This window comes from Aequorivita marina (assembly GCF_031631895.2).
In the GTDB taxonomy this organism is placed as follows: Bacteria; Bacteroidota; Bacteroidia; order Flavobacteriales; family Flavobacteriaceae; genus Aequorivita; species Aequorivita marina.
Map to the genome: position 1 here is coordinate 414,373 of NZ_JAVMBW020000001.1, position 15,738 is coordinate 430,110.

Here is a 15,738-nt window from a genome sequence, read left to right on the forward strand (position 1 = left end):
TTACTATGAAACAATATCACGATTTACTTAAACACGTTCTAGAAAACGGCACAGAAAAGCAAGATAGAACCGGCACAGGTACTAAAAGCGTTTTTGGACATCAAATGCGTTTTGACCTCAGCGAAGGCTTCCCGATGGTTACCACCAAAAAATTGCATTTAAAATCGATAATCTATGAGCTGTTGTGGTTTTTAAATGGCGATACCAATATAAAATACCTTCAGGAAAACGGCGTTCGCATTTGGAATGAATGGGCAGATGAAAATGGCGACCTAGGCCCAGTTTATGGGCATCAATGGCGAAACTGGAACAGCGAAGAAATAGACCAGATTTCAGATATAATACACACCCTTAAAACCAATCCAGATAGCCGAAGAATGTTGGTAAGCGCTTGGAACCCCAGTGTAATGCCAAATACCGCTAAGCCTTTTTCAGAAAATGTTGCCAACGGAAAAGCGGCACTCCCACCTTGCCATGCGTTCTTTCAATTTTACGTAGCTGATGGAAAATTGTCTTGCCAACTCTATCAAAGAAGTGCAGATATTTTTCTTGGCGTTCCATTTAACATTGCCTCTTATGCCCTACTCACCATGATGGTTGCACAGGTTTGTGGGTATCAAGCAGGAGATTTTGTTCACACCTTTGGCGATGCCCATATTTACAGCAATCACCTAGAACAAGTTGAGCTTCAACTCTCCCGAGAACCAAGACCTTTACCAAAAATGTTGCTCAATCCAGACATTAAAGATATTTTTGGCTTCACTTTTGATGACTTTAGTCTAGTGGATTACAATCCACATCCGCATATTAAAGGCGCTGTTGCCGTTTAAATTAAAAAATTTATACATGAAAAACGTACTAATTATACTTTGCATCCTTGTTTCAACCACTGTTTTTTCCCAAGAGGAATGGGGCGATGTAAATAAAAACAAAGTAACCCTTAAAGAAATTGGCCCTGTGTGGCCCGGCTGCGAAAACGGCAGTGCTGCAGAGCGTGACAATTGCTTTAATCAAAAATTAGCTACACATATTTCAAAAAATTTTAAGTACCCGCCAGAAGCTTATAAAAATAACGTCGAAGGAAGGGTGATTGTCAACTTTATCATAAACGAAAAAGGCTTGGTTGAAGTGCAAAGTACTTCGGGCGGAACAAAAGCTTTACAAAAGGAAGCAAAACGAAACATTATGGCAATGCCAAAAATGGCCAAGCCGGGAATGATGGCAGGAAAGCCACGCGCTATTAAATTCACGGTTCCCTTCACATTTAAAACCGGCAAATAAATGCTTCAAAAAATATTCTTCTTCGTTGCTATAACCTGCCACCTTGTTTCTTTCGCACAAGAACCAGAGACCAAAAGAGCGGATGTGCCTTTTGCCGTGATAGAAAATGTACCGGTATATCCAGGCTGTACGGAAAATACCAATGAAGAGTTAAAGAATTGCATGTCTGATAAGATTTCAGCTTTTGTAGACCTTCATTTTAATATGAACAAGATAGCGGCTTTAAACTTACCTCCAAAAATTTATAGAACCGCGGTACAATTTAAGATTGACAAACAAGGTGAGGTTAGTGATATTAGTGTCCGTGCAGATCATCCTGAAATTGAAAAGGAAGCTATGCGTGTGGTGCGTAACCTACCCCAAATGATACCGGGAAAACACAGAGGCAAAAATGTAGGTGTACTGTATGCTCTTCCTATAATTTTTAAGATTGAACCGCCTACTAAAAAGAAGCAGAAAAAGAAGTATAAAAACAAGCGAAAAAGCTAAAAACACTGGTTTAACAAGTGTTTAACGAGCTTAGAATCGCCTTAAACAATTATAATAATTATATTTAAAGTGTTTTATAATTTACCGCATTTCCGGAAAAGCACTTTTATATGATTGCAACAGATACGCTAGCTAAGTTTTTTACCGAAACTCGCCAACATACCGAAGACATTTGCAAACCCTTAGAGATTGAAGACTATGTGGTCCAGCCCATTGTAGATGTTTCCCCTCCCAAATGGCACTTGGGCCATACTTCTTGGTTTTTTGAGGAGTTTATTTTAAAACCTCATAAAGCCAACTACAAACTATTTCACGAAGATTTCGCTTTTGTTTTTAACAGTTATTACGAAAACGTAGGTAAGCGCGTTATCCGCAACGACCGTGGAAACTTATCACGTCCTGGAGTGGCTAAGGTTTACGATTATCGGCATTACGTTACCAATGAGATGAAGGATTTTCTGTCTGATGATATTTCATCTGAAATAAAAGAAGTCCTTTTAATAGGAATCCATCACGAAAAACAACATCAAGAATTACTTACCACCGATATAAAGTACATTTTAGGAAACAATCCGCTACTGCCTAAATACAACGATTCATTTTTAGAAAACCCGCACCAAGAATTTAAGCAAGACTGGATTGATATGGAAGAAGGCGTCTATGAAATAGGGCATAACGATACCGAAGAATTCTGTTATGACAATGAATTAGAACCTCATAAAGTTTACCTACAAGCGTATAAAATATCAAACAAGCTCGTTACCAATTCGGAATATTTAGAGTTTATAAACGCAGGAGGCTATAAGGATTTTAACCTATGGCATGCTGAAGGTTTAGATTGGATCAAACAAAATGATATCTCAAAACCAATGTACTGGCATCATATTGATGGGGAATGGTATCAATACACCTTGCAAGGTTTGCAAAAGTTAGATGTTAAGGCTCCGCTTTCACATATTTCCTATTATGAAGCTTTTGCGTATGCGCAATGGAAGGGCTGCCGGCTACCCACAGAATTTGAATGGGAGGCCGCACAGGAATACTTTAAATGGGGCAGCCGTTGGGAATGGACCGCAAGTGCTTACCTACCCTACCCAGGATACACCAAGGCTCCCGGGGCCATTGGCGAGTATAACGGTAAATTTATGGTAAACCAAAAGGTGCTGCGTGGCGGTTCTGTAGCAACTTCTCCTCAACACACCAGGTACACCTATCGCAATTTTTTTCAAACGAATCTGCGGTGGCAATTTACAGGCTTAAGGCTAGCCAAATAAACCAGTTAAAAATTATGGACAGCAAAGTAGAATCTCATAGAAACAAGGCTTTTAAGGACGAGGTACTTAAAGGCCTTTCAAGTTTCCCAAAACAGCTCTCCTCAAAATACTTTTACGACAAAAAAGGCGATAAGCTCTTTCAGGATATTATGGCTATGCCCGAATACTACCTAACAGGCTGCGAATTTGAGATTATTAAAACAAACACCGAGGCCATTGGAGCGCTCTTTCGGGATAAGGAAAACGGTTTAGATTTAATTGAATTGGGAGCTGGCGACGGTAAAAAGACCAAAGTTCTTCTAAAGTATATGACTGAAAATAATTTCAATTTCACCTATAAACCCATTGACATTAGTGAAAATGCTGTTGAAATGCTTTCAAATAATCTCGCGCAAGAAATGCCTATATTAAATGTTGAGGCTGAAGTTGGTGAATATTTTGAAGTCTTGGAAAGGTTAAAAGGTTTTACCAAACGAAAAAAAGTAATTATGGTTTTAGGTAGTAATATTGGCAATCTAAAACACCCCAACGCAATCGATTTCCTTACAAAGCTTCAAGACGCCATGCTCCCTGACGATTTGCTGTTTATGGGGTTCGATCAAAAAAAGAACCCACAAACCATTTTAGACGCCTATAATGACGAGGCAGGAATAACCGAAGCTTTTAATAGAAATATTTTAACTCGGATAAACAGGGAGTTCGACGGTGATTTTCAAGTTGAAAAGTTTAAACATTGGGAAGCATACAATCCTGAAACAGGCACGGCAAAAAGCTTTTTAGTTGCTACCGAAGCTATGGAAGTACGGATTGAAAAACTCCAATTAAAAATAAATTTTGACCAATGGGAGTCTATCCATACCGAAATATCTCAGAAATACGACGATAAAATTGTGCAATGGCTCGCCCAAGAATCCGGACTTAAGATTGAAGCTTCCTTTACCGATGAAAAGCAATATTATAAAAATTATGCCTTCACAAAAGCTTGATGATGGCACAGTGGTTTGTGGGCCATTACCGTGTACTGGTTTACTGCTAACTGATTACCTAACCACAATCTATTTACTATAATTAGCAAGAAGTTTTTCCAGATCGGCTTCGGTGTTATAATAATGGAAACTTACCCTAATTCCGTCACCGCGAAGAGCACAAACAATCTTATTATCTCTAAGTTTTTTATAAAGTGTCTTATCACCTTTTAAGTTAAAAATAGAACTGTGTTTATCTCGCAACAAGGTATCTTGCTGAAGTAAGCCTTTTTCGGCAAAACGTTCTTTTGCTAGTGCAGAAAGCGATTCAATCTGCTTGTATAACTTCCCAAGGCCTAGACTCTGTTGAAATACTATTGCCTGCTCCAAACTTCCATAATTAAGTGTGTCTTGATGCCCAGGTTCAAAATGCTTCATAAACTTTGTATCGGCGGATAAACTCTCAAAACTTGCCGCAGAATTAAAGCCAATAGTTTTGGGGAAAATCCGTTCTCGAGCAGCTTCTTTCACCATGATAAAACCATTTCCGTATCCCGCTGCCAGCCATTTATAGGCGCTTGTTCCCAAGACATCAATCCCACTTTCGTTAAAGCTAAAACGCTCTGTTCCCAAATATTGCGTTCCGTCTGCAATAAGCAGTAAATTTGGGTGGTTGGCTTTCAATTGTTTTAAAAATTCAAAGTCAATTTTTATTCCGTTTAACCATTGCACAAGGCTAAAAATAAAGACATCTGGCTTCTGTTTTATAACAGCTTCTTCTATATTTTGCTCTAAATTTTCATCAATTTTGGCATAACACACGTTAAAATCACGAGTTTCTACCGGCCAATTTACCGATGGATAATCATTTTTAAGTAGCAGTATTTTTTGATCTTTTGGCAAGCCTTCCAATACCGTGTTCATTCCAAAAGATAAATTGGGAATAAGTGCCGTTTCTTCCGCAGAAGCGTCAAAAAAATCAGCAAGCCTGCTTTTAACCCGCTCAAGTAGTAAATTATGGGTATCTCGAAAAATATGGCCTTGGTTCAACAACTCAAAATCGTGTTCCCGCCGCCAATCAATTACTGGTTTAGCGACCAATCCGTTTGCAGCAGTATTTAGGTAGGTACAGGTGGGCAATACGGGAAAGTGTTTTATTAAATCTTCCATAAGTGAGGCTTCAAAACGGCTAAATTTAGGTATTTTTACATGACCAACTTGTTAACCTATTATCGTTAACGAAAATAACCAACTATGTTTTCAAAAGCTAAAAAATCTGAAAGAATCGATGCCGAGCAACGGGAGCAATATGAATATGCCCGTCAACGCATAAAGCAGAAAAAAAACCTAATGCGCCACTTTATTCTGTTTTTGGTTGGTTCGGTTTTACTCATTATTATCAACCCAGTGTTGGGCTATGGCAATGATATCCTTTTTAAAGATTGGTTTATTTGGGCTATTTTAATTTGGACGTTTATTTTTCTGGTACATCTTTTTAATGTTTTTGTTATGAATAAGTTCATGAGCAAGGAATGGGAAGATCGGCAATTGGAAAAACTCAAAGCCCGCCAAGCAGAACGAATTGCGGAGCTTCAGAAAAAAGTTGATTCGGAACTACAATTACCAAACTCACCCGAAGAAACTCCAAAAAAAAAGGAATTAAACAACCCTTTACCTCCAGACGTACAATGATTACAATGATTGCCGCAGCCGGCGAAAACAACGAACTGGGAAAAGACAACAATTTGCTATGGCATCTGTCTGATGACTTTAAGCGTTTTAAAAAGCTTACCACTGGGCATTATATTATTATGGGCAGAAAAACCTTTGAGTCTTTCAAGAAACCGCTTCCCAATAGAACGCATTTGGTAATTACCCGAAACAAGGATTACAAAAAAGAAGGCGCCATTACGGTCCACAGCATGGAAGAAGCCTTAAAGATTTCTGCCGAAGAACACGAGGTTTTTATAATTGGCGGGGGTGAAATTTACAAAATGGGGCTTCCGCTTGCCGATAAAATTGAACTTACGCGCGTACACGGCAGCTTTGATGATGCCGATACTTTTTTCCCAGAATTTTCAAAGGAGCATTGGAAGCTTTCTTCTCAAGTTGAACACGAAAAAGATGAAAAGCACAAGTATTCCTTTACCTATGAAACCTGGGTACGCAAATAATTTAAAAAAATCGGCTTGACCAATCTACGCTTGTAACAATAAACTCCACAGATCTCCAATACAACAGGCATGTCGCACTTACTTCAAAAAATAGCGGAACAAAATAAGTTCAGCTTGATTGACTTCAAACCGCTTTCGGGTGGCGACATCAATGAGGTATTTCTACTAAAATGCCGAGAAGGGCGTTTTGTGGCAAAACTTAATCAGGTATCTAAGTTTCCGGGTATGTTTGCTGCCGAGGCGCGAGGGCTTGAAAGATTACGCCAGACAGCAAGCTTTAAAATCCCAAGTATCCGTGCGAATGGTGAAATAGAAAACACATCGTATTTATTGATGGATTACATACCCAATGGTCATCCCGATTCAAATTTTTGGGAAGTTTTCGGAACCAATTTAGCAGCCTTGCACAAAACTACAAGCCAGAAATTTGGCTTGGACCACAACAATTACATTGGTAGCCTCCCTCAATACAATGATTTTCGAGAAACTGCTTCGGAGTTTTACATCAGTCAACGATTAGCGCCACAATTGGAACTGGCTTCAGCAAATGGATTTCAGTTTAAAGGCTTGAGTAAATTTTACACAAGCATTTCCGAAGAAATCCCCAAAGAGCAGCCATCACTGATTCACGGCGATTTGTGGAGCGGCAATTATATGGTTTCTGAAAAAGGGCAGCCAGTTTTAATAGATCCTGCAATAGGCTTTGCACCTCGCGAAATGGATTTGGCGATGATGAAGTTGTTCGGCGGTTTTCCAGATAAAGTTTTCACTACTTATAATTCATCTTTTCCACTAGAGCCCAGTTGGAAAGATAGAGTTCCGTTGTGGCAGTTGTATTATCTATTGGTGCATCTTAATTTATTTGGAGCAGGGTATTTATCACGTGTAAAGTCCATTATAACTAAATATACTTAACATTCTCTTCGGCATTCTTTAGTAATTCTTTGGCCACCAATTGGGTGCATATTGCTTAACTTGAATAAAAACAATTGAGTTATGAGCAAGGAAAATTTATCAGAAGTAGAAGCAAAACAAAAGTTTAGAGAAATGGTGGATTCCATAAAAATTGCTATGTTCGCCACAAACCTGAGTAAGAAGCCGTTGAGTGTTGCTCCCATGTACACCAAACGTGTAGATGAGGCGGGCAATTTATGGTTTTTAAGCAGTGCAAACAGCAACCATAATGAAGATATATTGCGCGATGCCGATTGTCAATTACTCTATAGTGATGGCAGTTCAGATTTTCTGAGTGTTTATGGGGTTTCTGAAATAATAAATGATCGAGACACTATTGATTCACTTTATAATAAGACGGACAACGCATATTTTAATGGGGCAGACGATCCACAAATACGAGCGATAAAATTTATACCTGAGGAAGCCGCGTATTGGAGCGCAGACGGCGGTAAACTGGTAAGTCTTTTTAAAATGGGAGTAGCAGCAGTAACAGGAAAAGATCAAGATGTAGGAACTTCTGGAAAGATGGATTTATAAGAAAATTCATCCTAAAAACGGATGATACCCTTTACTAAAGTAACAAAGGGATTTTTTTTCTATTTTTACAGCCACTTAAAAACATGACAACAATATGAAAGCATATATATTTCCCGGACAGGGCGCACAATTTACCGGAATGGGTAAAGATCTTTTCGAGAATTCTTCAAAAGCGAAAGATCTATTTCAACAAGCAAACGAAGTTTTAGGCTTTGACATTACCAAAATAATGTTTGAAGGCACTGCGGAAGAATTAAAAGAGACCAAGGTAACCCAACCGGCCATTTTTCTACACTCAACCATTTTGGCCGAGGTAATGGGCGATAATTTTAAACCCGAGATGGTTGCCGGACATTCTTTAGGTGAAATTTCGGCTTTGGTAGCCAACAAGACGCTCGCTTTTAAAGATGGGTTACAATTAGTTTATAAGCGCGCTATGGCCATGCAAAAAGCCTGTGAAGCGACGCCATCAACCATGGCTGCTGTTTTAGGCCTAGAAGACCATATAGTTGAAGAAATCTGTGCAAATACGCCCGGAACCGTAGTTGCGGCAAACTATAATTGTCCCGGTCAGCTTGTTATCTCAGGCGACGTAGATGCAGTGGAAAAAGCCTGCGAAAACCTAAAGGAAGCTGGAGCAAGACGCGCATTGATTTTACCAGTTGGCGGTGCTTTCCACAGCCCGCTAATGGAACCTGCACGCGAGGAATTGGCTGCTGCCATTGAAGCAACAGAATTTAAAACACCCGCCTGCCCTATTTACCAAAACGTTTCTACTTTTGCGGTTACCAAACCTTCAGAGATAAAAGAAAACTTGATTTTCCAACTCACTGCTCCGGTAAAATGGACGCAGAGCATTCAGAATATGATTAATGACGGCGCCACCGAGTTTATTGAAGTTGGCCCTGGAAAAGTGTTGCAAGGACTGGTTAAAAAAATTGATCGATCTGCTGCAACAGCAAAAGCAACAGTGTAACTTAATATTTACACTTCTAGATTCAATCTTGAAAAAAGCGTCGAAATTTATTTTTTCGACGCTTTTTAGTTTAATTTTCATTAGTGTCCGATTAAAAGAGTGAGAAAATTTGTTGAGCCAAAAAATAATAGGCAATTAGAATATTTTTATTTAATGACAGCATGCTATTATACTTAGCATCAGAATTTATCAATTAAAAAGTATGTTTAATCAATTTTATCTAGTTTTCAATCAATTAAAAAGCAAGTCTTACGTCTTATGTCTTTCAGCGCAGCGGTCTTATATCTTAGTCGGACACGACTATTTAATTTTCAGAAAATTGAACTACGGGGTGCTATTTTATGCCTGAAATTATTCCGAGGCGATAAGAGTGCTACCTCTTTCATAAAATTCCTTTCTTTCTGAGTCGGGTACTAAGTCGCCGCCAGTAGCCCAAGCAATATGGGTAGCTTTTTCCATATTAATGTTGTGTTTTGCCGCATAATCAGTTGTGGCAATCATTTGTGGCCCAATTAACCCCGCCGTGGCCGAAGGTTCCAAAAACACTTTTTCGGTATCCATTAATTGTGACAGTAAGTTAAAGAGATGAGCATCGGCAATGGTATAAGCGCCGCTGATAATATGGTTGCTAATATTTGTTGCAAAATTGGAAGGGCGTCCCACTGCCAGGCCATCGGCTTCGGTTTTATTATCTATACCAATGTCATGAACACTAATATTACTCATTTCGCCCGTAACCAGACCAGTCAAGACCGCTGGCGAATGTGTGGGCTCCACATAAAAACAGTGTACATTATCGCCATAAATCTTTTTAAGTCCAAAAGCTGTTCCTCCAGGAGACCCGCCAACACCACAAGGAGAATAGACAAATAACGGATGTTCGGCATCAACTTTTATATTGGCCTCTTCCAGTTGTTTTGCTAAACGTAGGGCACCTACCGTATAGCCTAAAAATAATTCGTGGGAGTTTTCATCATCCACAAAATAGCCCATTGGGTCGGCGTTTGTTTTTTGTCTTCCCGCAAGTATGGCTTTACTAAAATCGCCCTCAAACTCAATGACCTCAACGCCATGAGAGCGCAACAGATCTTTTTTCCATTTTTTGGCATCACCAGATACGTACACCTTTACTTGAAACCCAACTTTTGCACTAATAATCCCGATGCTCAACCCTAGATTGCCGGTGGAGCCAACGCCTATTTTATAGGAACTGAAAAACTTTCTAAATTTCTCACTAGCAAAAACGCTATAATCGTCTTCGGGATTTAGGATTTTTGCATTTAACGCAAGCTCTTCGGCATAATGTAAGACTTCAAAAAATCCGCCTCTTGCCTTTATAGATCCTGCGATGGGAAGGGCATTGTCGCATTTTAAAAAGAAACGTCCTTGCACCTTAGGACTTTCTTGATTTAAAAGCGCCTTCATGTTTGTAATTTCCTTTAGCGGTGACTCGAGAATACCATTTTTTCTTGCTGTTTCAGGAAAAGCTTTTTCAAAAAACGGTGCAAAACGCTCCCATAGTTTTTCAGCAGCATAGATATCCTCCTTTTTAATGGGGAAGGAAGGCATTTCAGACTTTTTCTTTTTGTTGGGGTTAAGCCATGTTACTGGCTTTAAGTCTATAATTTCCTTTAAAATGGGTGTTTCTTTTATAAATGAATCTATCTTATCTTTTGAATACATTTTCTGTGATTTTTAAGCATTTATGGCCTTATACCGAGTTAAGAATGTAATGACGCATTCAAACGCATTTAAAAGATTTTCGCTGTTCAAAAGGTTTTATCTTCCGTCATATATTCTTTCGCCGTTTGGTAAAACCATGCATTAGTTTCTACTATAAATAATCGCCTTATAGCAGTTTAGCATCCAAAGTTATGTTTAAGCTCAAAGCTTTACTTACCGGACAATTTTCCTTGGCGGCATTAGCACATTCCATAAATTTATCATCACTGATATCCGGAATGCGAGCCTTAAGTGTTATGTGAGAACCTGTTAGCTCAAGCTTATCAGCGTCCATAGTGACCTGCGAAGTTGCGTCTAAAGAGTCTGGCGTGTAGCCTTCTTTTCCTAAAATTAGGCTAAGCGCCATTGCAAAACATCCTGCATGGGCAGCGGCGAGCAGCTCATCAGGGTTAGTGGCCTTGCCATCGCTAAAACGTGAATTAAAGCAATATTCGTGATCGTTTAAAATTTTACTTTCGGTAGTTATTTTTCCAATTCCTTCTTTAAGAGTGCCGTTCCATACGGCATTTGCTGAACGTTTCATATAAATGTGTTTTTCTAATTGTTATTCTAAAGGGTTTTGAATTCGTTTTGAACTTAAACCCTATTTTATACTTTTTCTGCTATTATGGCAAATGCGGTCATTTGATCTTCATATTTTGTAAAGATTTTACGCATTTTTAAAATTCGTTTTTTAGCCTTTGGATGGGTAATTATATTGAAACCTATTTTTAAAGCCCTGAAAATTCCTTCATCGGCTATCATCCGTTGTGGTTTCAGAAGGTGCATGGGAGCCCCATGTATTTCCCTGATTTTAAAACCTTCTTTTTTCAAGAGATCGCACCATTCTTTTTTGGTCAATGGGCGTGCATTAACACGAATTACCTGCGCTAATTTTCTCTGAATGGTATTTTTAAACTCGGGAGCCAAATTATCTGGAGTTAAGCCCAGTTCATGAATTCCGTACAGGCCGCCTTTTTTCAGGACTCGATAGGCTTCTCTTATTATTTCAGACTTGCGCTTATCGGCCTGCATGGTTAACATTGCCTCTCCAAGGACTTTATCAGCACTGAATGCATCCAAACCTGTATGGGCTGCAGTTGTGTTGACGATTGAGGCGGATACCGAACCGTTCATTTTTGTGCGTAATCGTGCGGCGGCCTCTTCATTTAATTCAATACCAGTATATTGCTTGGGCTTTTTCTTCAATATTATTGAAGCGGTATAACCCATTCCCGGTGCAAACTCAACAAAGCTATCTTGGGACGAAACTTGTAAACCATTAACTAGTTTGCTTGTTAGTTCTCTTCCTCCGGGACGGAGCACCCGTTTGCCCATTTTAGCAAGAATCCAGTGCCCCTGTTCGGTATTTATGGTTTTGTTGCTCATCATTTTTGATTTACGACGCCCTCCACTCGTTTTGCGGAATCACCTTTGTTCAGGCTTAACCGTACCGTACTAGTTTCAAGTGCTTTTAAATCGTGAGGCACACCGCCTTCAAGACCAATTAAATCACCTTTTTTTAAGTTGTGTACTTCGCCATTTACGCCAAAATCGATGGCACCTTCAAATATTTCAACAACAATAGGGAAAGGAGTTTTGTGCTCTTTCATAACCTGCCCTTCCTTGAAAGCAATTCTAATTTCTTTTCCGGCATCGGTTTCCATTAAAACTTGGATGGTTGGCCTTTTTTCTGTGTAGGTGATGTCTTTTACAAGTGATGCTAATTTCATAGATTTATAGTATTAATTTTCTTATTTAGAATGATTCAAAATTACAAAATATTTTTTAACTCACCGTCCAATTTGCTATAATCTTTAGTAGGTTGATCCATCCATATAATAAACGATGGCACTTAATGGTTTTTAAAATGTAACTTTGAAGTATACAGTGAAGAAGGTTTTATTTTTTAATTATGAAACAACCCAAGGATAAGAATATTGCGCTAACACCAATTGTAGAAGAGCATGACGAAGTAATTCTTTTTTGTGAACGGATTAGGGAAGGTTTGCGAAACAAAACGGAAAACAATAGAATTAAGAAATATATTGATTGGTTTAAGGCCGAATACCTAGATCCTCATTTTGAAATAGAGAAAAAATATATTTTTCCAATCTTAGGGAGCAATAATGTACGTGTTAAAAGAGCTTTGGCAAACCACAGACGCCTTAAGCGTTTATTTGCAGAAACTGCCCAATTAAACACGGTATTTAATAAAATAGAAGAAGAATTGAGTACATACATCGGCTTTGAAGAACGCGTGTTGTACAACGAAATTAAAAGCGTAGCCACACCGCCGCAGTGGGAGCAGGTGGAGAAAAGCCATCAACAATTAAAATTTAACCATGATGCCTGGAAAGACTGCTTTTGGGAGGAAGAACAAAAACAATCATAGCGTTTAAACCTTTCGCTATATAAAAACGCCGAGTGGAAATCCACTCGGCGTTTTTATTCTATATGTATAATTTTTATGCCGTAATACTACAGTCCACGCAATCTTTTACCTTTCCGTAATAGGTTTCGCGGTATTTGTGAACGGTTTTAAAAGGAACGTTTAAAAATCTCTTTTTAATATACACCACACTCGTGGTGAACATCCCCATTTTTTCTGTAAATCGTTTTTCTCTTTTTGTTTGTCGTTTCACTGAAACTAACTTCATCATTTTGTTTTTGACCCCCTTAAACCCTCAAAATCATTATCTTGAAAGAAAAAGCCCAGAGTGCTATTCGGGTACAAAGGAACGAAGAATTGAAGCAAGTACCAAAAAATAAGCGTTAAACATAAACTAAACCTAGATGTAGTTACTGTCTAAGCTCGACAAATCATAATGAAAAATCGAAATTCAAACTCTACTTATTCGGTACTGGATACGCAATACACCAGCACTATATATCACGCACTTTCTGCTCCCATTTCCAAGCGGATTCCAGCGCATTTTCCATTGTTTTTTCTGCCTTCCAGCCTAGAACATCATTTGCTTTTTTGGTGTCTGCGTAAACTGAAATTACATCTCCCGGACGACGGTCAACAATTTTATAATTCAGTTTTTCTCCGGTTGTTTTTTCAAAAGAGTTTACTACCTCCAATACGGAGCTTCCTCTACCTGTTCCCAGGTTAAAAACTTCAAACTGGGTTTCGTTTTTCCTTGTGAGCAAGCGCTCCATGGCAATAACATGGGCTTTTGCCAAATCTACTACGTGAATGTAATCGCGAATGCAGCTTCCATCCTCCGTAGGATAATCATCGCCAAAGACTGAAAGTTGTTCCCGAACACCGGCAGCGGTCTGGGTAATAAACGGAACCAAATTTTGCGGTACACCTGCAGGTAGCTCACCGATAATAGCAGTTTCATGAGCGCCAATTGGGTTAAAATATCTAAGGGCGATGGATTTTAAGGAAGAAACCGTGCAAGTATCCTTTAAAATCTCTTCACTTATCTGCTTTGTGTTTCCGTAAGGAGAAGTTGCCGCTTTCACGGGTGCGTCTTCTGTAATTGGCAATGAATCTGGTTCGCCGTAAACGGTACAGGACGAACTAAAAATAAAGTTGTCAATCCCGTAGGCATTACATTCCTGTAACAAATAAATAAGGGTATTCAAATTGTTTTCGTAATAAAGCAATGGCTTTTCAACACTCTCACCAACGGCTTTACTCGCTGCAAAATGAATGATACCGGCAATATCTTGATGCTCCTTAAAAAACTCTGAAACATCCGCTTTATGGCGAAGATCCAGTCTTTCAAAAGTTGGTGGTGTCTTTGTGATATCGGTTATTCCCTCTAATACGTCTAGAGAAGAATTGGATAGATTATCAACAATCACTACCTGATAACCTGATTTTTGAAGTTCAACAACGGTGTGGCTTCCAATATAGCCTAAACCTCCTGTAACTAGTATTTTTTTCATATTTATGTTCGCAAAAGCGAATAGCTCTTTAAATTATCATTTCTCAATAAAATCAATCACTGTCTTTGTGATAAAATCAATTTGTTCCTTATCCAATTCGGTATGCATGGGGAGCGAAATAACCTCGTTTATCAATTGATTGGTCACCGCAAAATCTTCTTCTTTATACCGTTCATCTTGATAGGCCTTTTGAAGATGCAACGGAATTGGGTAGTAAACTCCGCACGGAATTCCACTCTCATTCAAATGTTTGACCAAGGCATCTCGATCAGTATTTACCACTTTTAAGGTGTATTGGTGAAAAACATGGCAATTACAGGTTGTATAATTTGTTTCGGAACATTTATCACAACCCGAAGGCGTAATTATGTTTTTATGCGCTTTAAAAGCATCGGTGTATTGCTGGGCAGCTTCTTTCCGCGCGTTATTATAAGCATCTAAATTGGGCAGTTTTGCACGAAGCACTGCGGCCTGAATAGCATCTAACCTACTGTTTACACCAACAACATCATGGTGGTAACGCTCGTACATTCCATGATTTACAATTCCGCGAATACGATGTGCAAGCGAGTCATCATCGGTGAAAATTGCTCCCCCATCGCCATAGCAACCTAAGTTTTTGGAAGGAAAGAAAGACGTTGAGCCCACATGGCCAAGTGTTCCGGTTTTCTTTTTAGTTCCGTCTTTTGAAATGTAATCTGCCCCAATTCCTTGGGCGTTATCTTCAATTACAAATAGATTATGCTCCTTCGCAATTTTCATAATGGCATCCATATTGGCGGCCAAACCAAAAAGATGAACGGGTACAATGGCTTTTGTTTTGGGCGTAATTGCTTTTTTAATTGCTTCCACATCAATATTAAAGTTGATAGGATCCACATCTACCAAGACAGGGGTTAACTGTAAAAGCGCAATAACCTCTACCGTTGCTGCAAAGGTGAAATCGGCAGTGATAACCTCATCGCCGGGTTTCAGCCCCAGGCCCATCATGGCAACCTGAAGTGCGTCTGTTCCGTTGGCACACGGGATTACGTGTTTTACATCTAAATATTCCTCAAGTTCCTTTTGAAATTCGTGGACTTCAGGACCGTTAACAAAGGCAGTAGTTTCAATTACGTTCATAATGGAACTGTCCACGCGCTCCTTTATACTTTGATATTGACCTTTCAGATCAACCATTTGAATTTTCTTCATAAAATGCTATAGTGTTGTTTTACAAAATTACGAAAATCATATTTGATATTTAGACTTCCACACATATTGAATGACCGTACGAAGATAAATGCGCTAAAAACCTAAACATTCTTTCGTTTCTGTGTTTCATACCTCAATGATTTCCCTTGAGAACAATAGATGGTTTTAAAATTCCTAAGCATGAAAGTTCATAAAAATTCAGCTGTTAGAATCTTGATTCTACAAATTGAACTTTCGTACTTTTTATTTGGTATTTTTGTCCA

The 15,738-nt window shown here is 38.9% G+C and carries 19 protein-coding genes; 11 read left to right on the forward strand and 8 right to left on the reverse strand.

All coding sequences use genetic code 11. The features are described 5' to 3' along the window. The first annotated feature begins 5 nt into the window (after positions 1-5). The 5 genes from QPK98_RS01890 (at position 6) to QPK98_RS01910 (ending at position 4,030) form a co-directional block, all read left to right on the forward strand. Complete coding sequence (locus tag QPK98_RS01890; protein WP_310991309.1) at positions 6-830, forward strand: thymidylate synthase; 825 nt, start codon at positions 6-8, stop codon at positions 828-830. A 16-nt stretch (positions 831-846) separates the two neighbouring features. After that, positions 847-1,281, forward strand: a complete 435-nt coding sequence (locus QPK98_RS01895) for an energy transducer TonB (protein WP_310991310.1) — start codon at positions 847-849, stop codon at positions 1,279-1,281. Continuing rightward, a complete protein-coding gene (locus tag QPK98_RS01900) occupies positions 1,282-1,770 on the forward strand; it encodes an energy transducer TonB (RefSeq protein WP_310991311.1) in 489 nt (162 codons plus the stop codon). Between the two features lie 110 nt (positions 1,771-1,880). Next, positions 1,881-3,044: an ergothioneine biosynthesis protein EgtB gene (egtB, locus tag QPK98_RS01905; protein WP_310991312.1), complete on the forward strand. Its 1,164-nt coding sequence runs from the start codon at positions 1,881-1,883 to the stop codon at positions 3,042-3,044. 14 nt (positions 3,045-3,058) lie between these two features. Continuing rightward, complete coding sequence (locus QPK98_RS01910) at positions 3,059-4,030, forward strand: L-histidine N(alpha)-methyltransferase (RefSeq protein WP_310991313.1); 972 nt, start codon at positions 3,059-3,061, stop codon at positions 4,028-4,030. Positions 4,031-4,099: 69 nt separating this feature from the next. Here QPK98_RS01910 and QPK98_RS01915 read toward each other — a convergent pair whose 3' ends face one another. Then, a complete protein-coding gene (locus tag QPK98_RS01915) occupies positions 4,100-5,179 on the reverse strand; it encodes an aminotransferase class V-fold PLP-dependent enzyme (RefSeq protein WP_310991314.1) in 1,080 nt (359 codons plus the stop codon). 84 nt (positions 5,180-5,263) lie between these two features. On the opposite strand from QPK98_RS01915, the gene QPK98_RS01920 reads away from it, so the two are divergent. The 5 genes from QPK98_RS01920 to fabD all read left to right on the forward strand — a co-directional run bounded on the left by QPK98_RS01920 (position 5,264) and on the right by fabD (position 8,653). After that, positions 5,264-5,701, forward strand: a complete 438-nt coding sequence (locus QPK98_RS01920; RefSeq protein ID WP_310991315.1) for a 2TM domain-containing protein — start codon at positions 5,264-5,266, stop codon at positions 5,699-5,701. Then, on the forward strand, positions 5,698-6,183 hold the full coding sequence (locus QPK98_RS01925; protein ID WP_310991316.1) for a dihydrofolate reductase: 486 nt from the start codon (positions 5,698-5,700) through the stop codon (positions 6,181-6,183). The genes QPK98_RS01920 and QPK98_RS01925 overlap by 4 nt, the downstream gene beginning before the upstream one ends. A gap of 69 nt (positions 6,184-6,252) precedes the next feature. Further along, positions 6,253-7,098: a fructosamine kinase family protein gene (locus QPK98_RS01930; RefSeq protein WP_310991317.1), complete on the forward strand. Its 846-nt coding sequence runs from the start codon at positions 6,253-6,255 to the stop codon at positions 7,096-7,098. Positions 7,099-7,179: 81 nt separating this feature from the next. Then, the gene (locus QPK98_RS01935; RefSeq protein ID WP_310991318.1) at positions 7,180-7,677 is read left to right on the forward strand and encodes a pyridoxamine 5'-phosphate oxidase family protein; all 498 of its coding nucleotides are present in this window, start codon (positions 7,180-7,182) and stop codon (positions 7,675-7,677) included. A gap of 94 nt (positions 7,678-7,771) precedes the next feature. After that, positions 7,772-8,653 carry an ACP S-malonyltransferase gene (gene fabD, locus QPK98_RS01940; protein ID WP_310991319.1) on the forward strand — a complete coding sequence of 294 codons (882 nt, stop codon included), beginning with the start codon at positions 7,772-7,774 and terminating at the stop codon, positions 8,651-8,653. Positions 8,654-9,004: 351 nt separating this feature from the next. On the opposite strand, the gene dsdA is transcribed toward fabD, so the two are convergent. The 4 genes from dsdA to QPK98_RS01960 form a co-directional block, all read right to left on the reverse strand. Continuing rightward, on the reverse strand, positions 9,005-10,336 hold the full coding sequence (gene dsdA, locus QPK98_RS01945) for a D-serine ammonia-lyase (RefSeq protein WP_310991320.1): 1,332 nt from the start codon (positions 10,334-10,336) through the stop codon (positions 9,005-9,007). A gap of 166 nt (positions 10,337-10,502) precedes the next feature. Continuing rightward, positions 10,503-10,919 carry an OsmC family protein gene (locus QPK98_RS01950; protein ID WP_310991321.1) on the reverse strand — a complete coding sequence of 139 codons (417 nt, stop codon included), beginning with the start codon at positions 10,917-10,919 and terminating at the stop codon, positions 10,503-10,505. 65 nt (positions 10,920-10,984) lie between these two features. Continuing rightward, a complete protein-coding gene (locus QPK98_RS01955) occupies positions 10,985-11,767 on the reverse strand; it encodes a class I SAM-dependent methyltransferase (RefSeq protein WP_310991322.1) in 783 nt (260 codons plus the stop codon). Then, the gene (locus QPK98_RS01960; protein WP_310991323.1) at positions 11,764-12,108 is read right to left on the reverse strand and encodes a cupin domain-containing protein; all 345 of its coding nucleotides are present in this window, start codon (positions 12,106-12,108) and stop codon (positions 11,764-11,766) included. The genes QPK98_RS01955 and QPK98_RS01960 overlap by 4 nt, the downstream gene beginning before the upstream one ends. A gap of 182 nt (positions 12,109-12,290) precedes the next feature. Between QPK98_RS01960 and QPK98_RS01965 the strand changes: the two genes are divergently transcribed. Continuing rightward, positions 12,291-12,770 (forward strand): hemerythrin domain-containing protein, encoded by a 480-nt coding sequence (locus QPK98_RS01965; RefSeq protein WP_310991324.1) that lies wholly within the window; start codon positions 12,291-12,293, stop codon positions 12,768-12,770. Positions 12,771-12,843: 73 nt separating this feature from the next. Here QPK98_RS01965 and QPK98_RS01970 read toward each other — a convergent pair whose 3' ends face one another. The 3 genes from QPK98_RS01970 to QPK98_RS01980 form a co-directional block, all read right to left on the reverse strand. Beyond that, positions 12,844-13,035 (reverse strand): hypothetical protein, encoded by a 192-nt coding sequence (locus tag QPK98_RS01970; RefSeq protein ID WP_310991732.1) that lies wholly within the window; start codon positions 13,033-13,035, stop codon positions 12,844-12,846. A 226-nt stretch (positions 13,036-13,261) separates the two neighbouring features. After that, a complete protein-coding gene (gene galE, locus QPK98_RS01975) occupies positions 13,262-14,281 on the reverse strand; it encodes a UDP-glucose 4-epimerase GalE (protein ID WP_310991325.1) in 1,020 nt (339 codons plus the stop codon). Between the two features lie 36 nt (positions 14,282-14,317). After that, on the reverse strand, positions 14,318-15,475 hold the full coding sequence (locus QPK98_RS01980; RefSeq protein ID WP_310991326.1) for a DegT/DnrJ/EryC1/StrS family aminotransferase: 1,158 nt from the start codon (positions 15,473-15,475) through the stop codon (positions 14,318-14,320). Positions 15,476-15,738 lie beyond the last annotated feature (263 nt).

Excerpts from the sequence above, each read along its gene's own strand:
- QPK98_RS01970 (WP_310991732.1), bottom strand. The coding sequence starts at position 13,035 with ATGAAGTTAGTTTCAGTGAAACGACAAACAAAAAGAGAAAAACGATTT.
- QPK98_RS01960 (WP_310991323.1), bottom strand. The coding sequence starts at position 12,108 with ATGAAATTAGCATCACTTGTAAAAGACATCACCTACACAGAAAAAAGG.
- QPK98_RS01915 (WP_310991314.1), bottom strand. The coding sequence starts at position 5,179 with ATGGAAGATTTAATAAAACACTTTCCCGTATTGCCCACCTGTACCTAC.
- QPK98_RS01965 (WP_310991324.1), top strand. The coding sequence starts at position 12,291 with ATGAAACAACCCAAGGATAAGAATATTGCGCTAACACCAATTGTAGAA.
- QPK98_RS01920 (WP_310991315.1), top strand. The coding sequence starts at position 5,264 with ATGTTTTCAAAAGCTAAAAAATCTGAAAGAATCGATGCCGAGCAACGG.
- fabD (WP_310991319.1), top strand. The coding sequence starts at position 7,772 with ATGAAAGCATATATATTTCCCGGACAGGGCGCACAATTTACCGGAATG.
- QPK98_RS01980 (WP_310991326.1), bottom strand. The coding sequence starts at position 15,475 with ATGAAGAAAATTCAAATGGTTGATCTGAAAGGTCAATATCAAAGTATA.
- QPK98_RS01910 (WP_310991313.1), top strand. The coding sequence starts at position 3,059 with ATGGACAGCAAAGTAGAATCTCATAGAAACAAGGCTTTTAAGGACGAG.
- QPK98_RS01925 (WP_310991316.1), top strand. The coding sequence starts at position 5,698 with ATGATTACAATGATTGCCGCAGCCGGCGAAAACAACGAACTGGGAAAA.
- QPK98_RS01950 (WP_310991321.1), bottom strand. The coding sequence starts at position 10,919 with ATGAAACGTTCAGCAAATGCCGTATGGAACGGCACTCTTAAAGAAGGA.
- QPK98_RS01930 (WP_310991317.1), top strand. The coding sequence starts at position 6,253 with ATGTCGCACTTACTTCAAAAAATAGCGGAACAAAATAAGTTCAGCTTG.
- galE (WP_310991325.1), bottom strand. The coding sequence starts at position 14,281 with ATGAAAAAAATACTAGTTACAGGAGGTTTAGGCTATATTGGAAGCCAC.
- egtB (WP_310991312.1), top strand. The coding sequence starts at position 1,881 with ATGATTGCAACAGATACGCTAGCTAAGTTTTTTACCGAAACTCGCCAA.
- dsdA (WP_310991320.1), bottom strand. The coding sequence starts at position 10,336 with ATGTATTCAAAAGATAAGATAGATTCATTTATAAAAGAAACACCCATT.
- QPK98_RS01935 (WP_310991318.1), top strand. The coding sequence starts at position 7,180 with ATGAGCAAGGAAAATTTATCAGAAGTAGAAGCAAAACAAAAGTTTAGA.
- QPK98_RS01955 (WP_310991322.1), bottom strand. The coding sequence starts at position 11,767 with ATGATGAGCAACAAAACCATAAATACCGAACAGGGGCACTGGATTCTT.
- QPK98_RS01890 (WP_310991309.1), top strand. The coding sequence starts at position 6 with ATGAAACAATATCACGATTTACTTAAACACGTTCTAGAAAACGGCACA.
- QPK98_RS01900 (WP_310991311.1), top strand. The coding sequence starts at position 1,282 with ATGCTTCAAAAAATATTCTTCTTCGTTGCTATAACCTGCCACCTTGTT.
- QPK98_RS01895 (WP_310991310.1), top strand. The coding sequence starts at position 847 with ATGAAAAACGTACTAATTATACTTTGCATCCTTGTTTCAACCACTGTT.